This window comes from Streptomyces sp. NRRL B-24085, from assembly GCF_001282115.1.
Classification (GTDB): domain Bacteria; phylum Actinomycetota; class Actinomycetes; order Streptomycetales; family Streptomycetaceae; genus Streptomyces.
In genome coordinates this window covers 1-7,576 of the sequence record NZ_LJBR01000552.1, presented here as the reverse complement: position 1 = coordinate 7,576, position 7,576 = coordinate 1, and the positions used below count along the sequence as shown (strand labels likewise).

Annotated in this window: 4 protein-coding genes; 2 read left to right on the top strand and 2 right to left on the bottom strand. The window is 72.7% G+C overall.

The window, feature by feature from the left end; all coding sequences use genetic code 11:
• Positions 1–196: 196 nt before the first annotated feature.
• A complete protein-coding gene (locus AOJ26_RS39205; protein WP_053853113.1) occupies positions 197–3,013 on the bottom strand; it encodes a helix-turn-helix transcriptional regulator in 2,817 nt (938 codons plus the stop codon).
• A gap of 162 nt (positions 3,014–3,175) precedes the next feature.
• Positions 3,176–4,006 carry a helix-turn-helix transcriptional regulator gene (locus AOJ26_RS39200; RefSeq protein WP_053853112.1) on the bottom strand — a complete coding sequence of 277 codons (831 nt, stop codon included), beginning with the start codon at positions 4,004–4,006 and terminating at the stop codon, positions 3,176–3,178.
• Between the two features lie 116 nt (positions 4,007–4,122).
• Between AOJ26_RS39200 and AOJ26_RS39195 the strand changes: the two genes are divergently transcribed.
• Both AOJ26_RS39195 and AOJ26_RS39190 read left to right on the top strand, forming a co-directional pair.
• On the top strand, positions 4,123–5,790 hold the full coding sequence (locus AOJ26_RS39195) for an AMP-binding protein (protein ID WP_053853111.1): 1,668 nt from the start codon (positions 4,123–4,125) through the stop codon (positions 5,788–5,790).
• A complete protein-coding gene (locus AOJ26_RS39190) occupies positions 5,787–7,373 on the top strand; it encodes an AMP-binding protein (protein WP_053853110.1) in 1,587 nt (528 codons plus the stop codon). Before AOJ26_RS39195 ends, AOJ26_RS39190 begins: the two co-directional genes overlap by 4 nt.
• The last annotated feature ends 203 nt before the right edge of the window (positions 7,374–7,576 follow it).

The window sequence follows — 7,576 nt, the reverse complement described above, 5'->3', positions numbered from 1 at the left end:
GGGTTGCCGGTGGGGGGTCGCGCGGGTGTGGGGGTGCACGGGGGTCGCGGGACCGACCCCCGTATGCCCGGGCGAGCGGCACGTTCATAAGCTAGAACGCGAAAGTTCCCCCTCCCAATGAGGGAAGCCCCTAAGGGAGTTGGGCAGGGAAAACCCTCGGTCGGCCCTGGGGGAAGCGCTTTTGACGGTCCCTCGGCTACGGCCTGCGGCCCGCCGCGAGCCGGACGATGTCCACCCGGGAGCGGATCCCGAGTTTGCGGTAGACCCGGGTGAGCGTCGCCTCGACCGTCTTCACGCTGATGAACAGCCGTGCGGCTATCTCCCGGTTGGTGGCGCCCTCCATCACGAGCGCGGCCACCTGGCGCTCCATCGAGGCGAGCCCTTCGAGGCTCTCCAGTCCGTCCGGCGCCACGGTGTGCGCGGGCTCCGGCTCCGCGGGCCGGGCCAGCGCGGCCGCCTCCACCTGGCGCAGCCACGGCAGCGCCCGGCACCGCCTGAACAGCCGGGCCGCCTCGTCGTACGACGTCGGTCCGGGCCGCCGGGTGCGCAGCTGGGCCAGGGCGAAGGCGGCGCGGGCCTCCTCCAGGCCGTACCCCAGCTTGGCGAGACGATCCTGCACCGAGGTCAACTGCACCAGCGCAGCGTCGTGTTCACCCCGTGCCGCCCGCACCAGTGCCTCGGCCCGGTCCAGTACGGCGAGCACGCTCTCCCGGCCCAGCCGCAGCGCGTTCACCCGCGTCACGTCGATGACGTCCTGCGCCTCGCCGGTCTCCCCGATCCGTACAAGGGCCTCGGCGAGGTCGCCCTGCCAGCGGCCGCGCGCCGGGTCGGTGATGCCGAGCCCGTGCTCCAGCTCGCGCACCCGGCGCAGCGAACGGACCGCGCCCTGCGCGTCCCCGGCGACGAGCTGGGCGTACCCGAGGGCGGCCAGGCCCCGGGACTCGTACATCTGGTCGCCGTTCTCCTCGGAGTGGTCGACCGCCTCCCGGGCCAGCTCCAGCGCCCGCTCGACCTGTCCGCCCGAGGCTTCCGCGATGGAGGCGAGCACGGCCGAGGCCACCTCGCCGATCCCGGTGTCCCGGGCCATCAGCAGGCTCTCCCGGGCCACGTCGAGCGCCCGCCCGCAGTGCCCCGAGCGCAGCTCGGTCTCGGCCACCCCGCGCAGGAAGTGCACCTCGCTCTCGACCGACCCGCGCCGCCGCACCTCGCGCAGCAGCGCGGTGACCGTCGCGCGGGCCTCGGGCAACTGGTCGCTCATGATGAGCCAGCGGAAGCGGGAGTACCCGGCTCCGTTGTGGTGGACGGCCACCCGCGGGTCCTGGGGCTCCTTCAGGGCGCGCTTGATGGTGGCGGGGGCGTCCGGATGGCCCATCAGGGTCTCGAGCTGGGCCTGGAAGGCCAGCGCCATCAGTTCGTTGTAGCGGTCGCCGGCTTGCGCGGCCAGCGCCGCCGAGCGCGCCGCCTCCCCGCGCGCCTCGTCGAAGTCGCCCTCGACGAGCAGCGCCCGCCAGGCCAGCTGGTAGCGGACCAGGGCGAGCAGCTCGGGGTCCTCACCGGCGTCGGCCAGCGCCTGCGGGAAGACCTCGTCGACCTCCGTCATGGCGTGGCCCGCGGTGTCGATCACGATGATCCAGGCCCGCACCCGGTCCGCGGGCACGGTGGCCCGGGTCAGCACGTCCCGGGCGATGTCCCGGGCGAGGTCCAGCTCCCCGGCGGTGATCGCGTCCTCGGCCGCGGTGAGCCGTCGTACGTCCGGGGCGGGCACGGAGTCGGCAGGGGTGTGCCGGGCCGACAGCAGCCCGAGGGAGGCCGCCATCGAGGGGGCGCCCCGGTCCCGGGCCAGGGCCGCGGCCTCGGCGAGCCGGGCGGCCACCTCCGGGTCGGTGCCGATGGTCGCGAGGGCCAGGTGGCGGGCCCGTTCGATCGGGTCGGAGGCGGCCGTGGACAGCGCCCGGTGCGCGTCCCGCCGTTCCTGCGCCGGCGCCTCCGCGTACAGCGCGGCCGAGATCAGCGGATGAGCGAAGCGTACGGCGGGCCCCTCGGCCTCCGTCGCGAGCAGGCCCAGCGCGGCCGCCTGGGCCATCTCGGCCTCGGCGTGCACGCGCCCGGCCGCGTGCAGCAGGGCCGGGGTGGGGCGGGCGCCCGCGCTCGCCACCAGCAGGGTGTGCCGGGCCTCCTCGGACAGCATCTCCAGCCGGCTGAGCACCAGCGCCCTGAGCGAGGTGGGCACCGGCAGCGGCTCGCCGGGGCGGGGCGGGGTCGGATTCTCGGTGAGGGCCCGGCCGAGTTCCAGGGCGTAGAACGGGTTGCCGCCGCTGGTGCGGTGGATGTCCCGAACGGTGGAGCGCTGGAGGCCGGTGTAGCCGCGGTGGTCGAGCAGTTCGGCCACCTGGGCGCGGGTGAGCGGGTTGAAGCGGACGGCGAGGCTGTCCGGTGGCAACGCGCGTAGATGGCGGTCGTACCCGGGGCCGTCGGTCCGGACCGCGCACAGCATCCGCACGGGGATGTCGCCGAGCCGGCGGGCGGCGAAGCCGAGCAGTTCCAGGCTGGCCGGATCCAGCCACTGCACGTCGTCGGCGACGACCAGGACCGGCCCCTCGGCGGCGAGGGCGCGCAGGGCCGACAGCACCGCCAGGCGCAGGGCGAGGCCGTCGCGCTGGAGGGTGGACTCGCCCCGCCCGGTCAGCGCCGATTCCAGCGCGGTGCGCTGGGCCGCGGGCAACTGGTCGGAGATGTCGTCGAGGACCAGGCCGAAGAGGTCGGCGAGGGCCAGGAAGGGGAGGTGGGATTCGGACTCGGTGGCCGAGCAGCGCAACACGGTGCGGGCCGTCTCACCGTATTCCGCGGCCAGAGCCCGCAGCACGGTCGACTTTCCTATTCCGGCCGGACCGTGCAGGAGCACGCTGCCGCCGCGGGCCAGCTGCTCACGGGCCTGGCCGAACAGCTCGTCCCGTCCGATGACCAGGTCGGGGCGGCATCTCGCAGGCTCCTGGAAGTCGCGTGGCACGGTCACCGCTCCCCTCCCTGTGTCGTGTCCTGGCCAATATTAGGCAAGGTGCTTTGAAATTCGACGGGAAGATGCGGTGAGGGAAATAACAACCGGTTCCGCATGAAGAAATTCAAAGCGCCCGCGAATGAATGAGTTGTCTGCAAATGGTACGCGAGCGGCCGGTCCTCACGGGAGCAGTCCCGCCCGGCGCGCGGCGACCACCGCCTCGCCCCGCGTCCTGGCCCCCAGCCTGCGCATGGCCGACCGCAGGTACGCCTTGACCGTCTCGGCGCTCACGCCCAGCCGCTGCGCGGCCACCGCGTTCGTCGCCCCGGCCGCCACACAGGCCAGTACGTCCAGCTCACGAGGTGCCAGAGCGACCGCCTCGGAGGGCGCGGAATCCGGGGTCAGCAGCGCACACGCGTCGAGCAGCTCGGCCCGCAGCGCCGGGTCGCCGATCCGCGGGGCCAGCGCCCGCAGCGCCGCGTGCGCCTCCCGGACCTGCTCCCACGCGGAGGCGTCACCGCGACCGGGCTCGGCCCGCGCCGCCGCCAGCACGTCCCGGGCCTCGTCGGCCACGACCAGCGCCTGCTCCACGTCCCGCGCCGCGTCCACCGCCGCCGTCAGGATCCGGTCACCCAGCGGACGGGCGTCGCGCAGGGCGCCGTACAGCACGCCCCGCACCCGGCGCCGTACGACCACGGGCACGGCCAGCACCGAGCGCAGGCCCTCCGCGGCGACCGCGGCGTCGTACTCGTGGCTGATCTGGCGGGACAGCGAGTAGTCGGCCACGGCGCAGGGGCGGGCCAGCGCGACGCTCTTGCCGCCGAGGCCGTTGCCCGAGGTCACCGCGAGCGCGAGCAGCGAGGTGGTGGCCGTACCGCTCAGTTCGCTGATGCGTATCCGCGGGTGCCCGGACTCCACCAGACCGCCGAAGGCGACCGGGAGGCCCGTGGTGCGCCGCAGCCGCACCAGGGCACGCCGGATCTCCACCGCGCCGGCCGCGTCCACTGTCACCTGTTCGTCCCTTCACCGCCGCACACACCCCCGTTCGGGGGTAGTGAGACCTGCATCACGGATTACACGATGGCAGAGAGCCGCCCGGCAATGGTCCGGTACGAGGAGGACGCAAGATGACGGCCACGGAGGATTTCCGCGGGGCGCGGGACTTCCTGCTCCAGCACCGCGAGGACTACGCCACGGCGTACGAGGGCTTCGCCTGGCCCCGCCCGCGACACTTCAACTGGGCGCTCGACTGGTTCGACGTCATCGCGCAGGACAACGACCGCACCGCCCTGCACATCGTCGAGGAGGACGGCGGCGAGGTCCGGCTGTCCTTCGCCGAGATGGCCGAGCGCTCCAACCGGGTCGCCAACCTGCTGCGCGAGCGCGGGGTGGAGGCCGAGGACCGGATCCTCGTCATGCTCGGCAACCAGGCCGAGCTGTGGGAGACGGCCCTCGCCGCCATGAAACTGCGGGCCGTCGTCATCCCGGCGACCCCGCTGCTCGGCCCCGCCGACCTGCGCGACCGCGTCGAGCGCGGCCGGGTACGGCACGTCCTGGTACGGGCGGAGGACACCGGCAAGTTCGACGAGGTGCCCGGCGACTACACCCGCATCGCGGTCGGCGGCGTACCGGAGGGCTGGCAGCCGTACGAGGACGCCTACACCGCCCCCGAGGAGTTCCTGCCCGACGGGCCGACCCTCGCCGACGACCCGCTGATGCTGTACTTCACCTCCGGGACGACGGCCCGCCCCAAGCTCGTCGAGCACACCCACACCTCGTACCCGATCGGGCACCTGGCGACCATGTACTGGATCGGGCTCAAGCCCGGTGACGTGCACCTGAACATCTCCTCGCCCGGCTGGGCCAAGCACGCCTGGTCCAACCTCTTCGCGCCGTGGAACGCCGAGGCGACCGTCTTCATCCACAACTACACGCGCTTCGACGCCGCCCGCCTCATGTCCGAGATGGACCGGGCCCAGGTCACCACCTTCTGCGCCCCGCCGACCGTGTGGCGCATGCTGATCCAGGCCGACCTGACCCAGCTGCGCACCCCGCCCCGGGAGGTGGTCGCGGCCGGAGAGCCGCTGAACCCGGAGGTCATCGAACAGGTCCGGCGGGCCTGGGGCGTCACCATCCGGGACGGCTTCGGCCAGACCGAGACGGCCGTGCAGGTCTCCAACAGCCCCGGGCAGGTGCTCAAGACCGGCTCCATGGGCCGCCCGAGCCCCGGCTACAAGGTGGAACTCCTCGACCCGGTGTCCGGCGCGCCCGGCGCGGCCGAGGGCGAGATCGCGCTGGACCTGTCGGCCCGGCCGGTGGGTCTGATGACCGGCTACCACGGCGACCCGGACCGCACGGCGGAGGCGATGGCCGGCGGCTACTACCGGACCGGGGACGTGGCCTCGCGGGACGCCGACGGCTATCTGACCTACATCGGCCGCAGCGACGACGTCTTCAAGGCCTCCGACTACAAGATCAGCCCCTTCGAGCTGGAGAGCGTGCTCCTGGAGCACGAGGCGGTCGCCGAGGCGGCCGTCGTGCCCGCCCCCGACGAGCTGCGGCTCGCCGTCCCCAAGGCGTACATCGTGCTGGCGGAGGGCTGGGAGCCCGGGCCCGACACGGCCAAGGTGCTGTTCGAGCACTCCCGGCAGGCGCTGGCGCCCTACAAGCGGATCCGGCGGCTGGAGTTCGGGGAGCTGCCCAAGACGGTGTCGGGGAAGATCCGGCGGATCGAGCTGCGGGAGGCGACCGCGGCGGGCTCGGACGCGGAGTACCGCGAGGAGGACTTCCGGTGAACTCGTACACGCACGGCACCGGCACGACGGAGCTGCTCGGCGACACCATCGGCGCCAACCTGGACCGGGCGGTGGCGACCTGGCCCGACCGGGAGGCGCTCGTCGACGTGCCGTCCGGACGGCGCTGGACCTACGCCCGGTTCGGCGCCGAAGTCGACGAGTTGGCGTCGGCGCTGCTCGCCTCCGGCGTCGCCAAGGGCGACCGGGTGGGGATCTGGGCGGTCAACTGCCCCGAGTGGGTGCTCGTCCAGTACGCCACCGCCCGCATCGGCGCGATCATGGTGAACATCAACCCGGCGTACCGCACCCACGAGGTCGAGTACGTGCTGCGCCAGGCGGGGATCTCCCTCCTCTTCGCCTCCCTCAGCCACAAGAGCAGTGACTACCGGGCGATGGTGAACGAAGTGCGGGGCGGGTGCCGGGAGTTGCGGGAGGTCGTCTACATCGGCGACCCGAGCTGGGAGGAGTTGCTGGGGCGGGCCGTGCCGGACCCGGCGTATCCGGACCTCTCCTGCGACGACCCGATCAACATCCAGTACACCTCGGGCACCACGGGCTTCCCCAAGGGGGCCACGCTCTCCCACCACAACATCCTCAACAACGGTTACTTCGTGGGGGAGTTGATCTCCTACACGGAGGAGGACCGGGTGTGCATCCCGGTCCCGTTCTATCACTGTTTCGGCATGGTGATGGGGAATCTGGCTGCTACGTCCCACGGCGCGTGCATGGTCATCCCGGCCCCCTCCTTCGACCCGGCGGCGACGCTGCGGGCCGTCCAGCAGGAGCGCTGCACCTCGCTCTACGGCGTACCGACCATGTTCATCGCGGAGTTGAACCTCCCCGACTTCGCGGCGTACGACCTCTCCTCGCTGCGCACCGGCATCATGGCGGGCTCACCGTGCCCGGTGGAGGTGATGAAGCGGGTGGTCGCGGAGATGCACATGGCGGAGGTGTCCATCTGCTACGGCATGACGGAGACGAGCCCGGTGTCCCTCCAGACCCGCAGGGACGACGACCTGGAGCACCGCACCGGCACGGTCGGCCGGGTCCTGCCGCACATCGAGGTCAAGGTCGTCGACCCGGCGACCGGAGTCACCCAACCCAGGGGAACTGCGGGCGAGCTGTGCACCCGCGGCTACAGCGTGATGCTCGGTTACTGGAACGAGCCCGAGAAGACCGCGGAGGCCGTCGACCCCGGTCGCTGGATGCACACCGGTGACCTGGCGAGGATGCGCGAGGACGGGTACGTCGAGATCGTCGGCCGCATCAAGGACATGATCATCCGGGGTGGCGAGAACATCTACCCGCGCGAGATCGAGGAGTTCCTCTACGGCCACCCGGGGATCGCGGACGTCCAGGTGGTCGGCGTTCCTCACGAGCGCTACGGCGAGGAGGTGCTGGCCTGCGTGATTCCCCGCGACCCGGCCGCGCCGCCGAGCCTTGAGGAACTGCGCGCGTTCTGCGACGGCAGGCTGGCCCACTACAAGATCCCGACCCGCCTGAAGATCCTGGACGCCTTCCCGATGACGGTGTCGGGGAAGGTCCGCAAGGTGGAACTGCGGGAGACGTACGCGCGGGGGTGAGCGCGTGGCCGGCCCGGGGCGTGCGTACTCTCCGTGCACGGGCCGGTGTCGGGGGTTGGAGCGCTGGTGCTCGTGCGGCCTGGGCCGGTGCCGGGCGCGGTCCCGGGGGTGAGCGCGAGCTGTCGGGGGGGGCGTGCGGCGACTGGGTTCGGCGGTGGCTCGTCGCGCCGCGGCGCTGTCCGGTGCTCGGGGTTCGTCTGCGG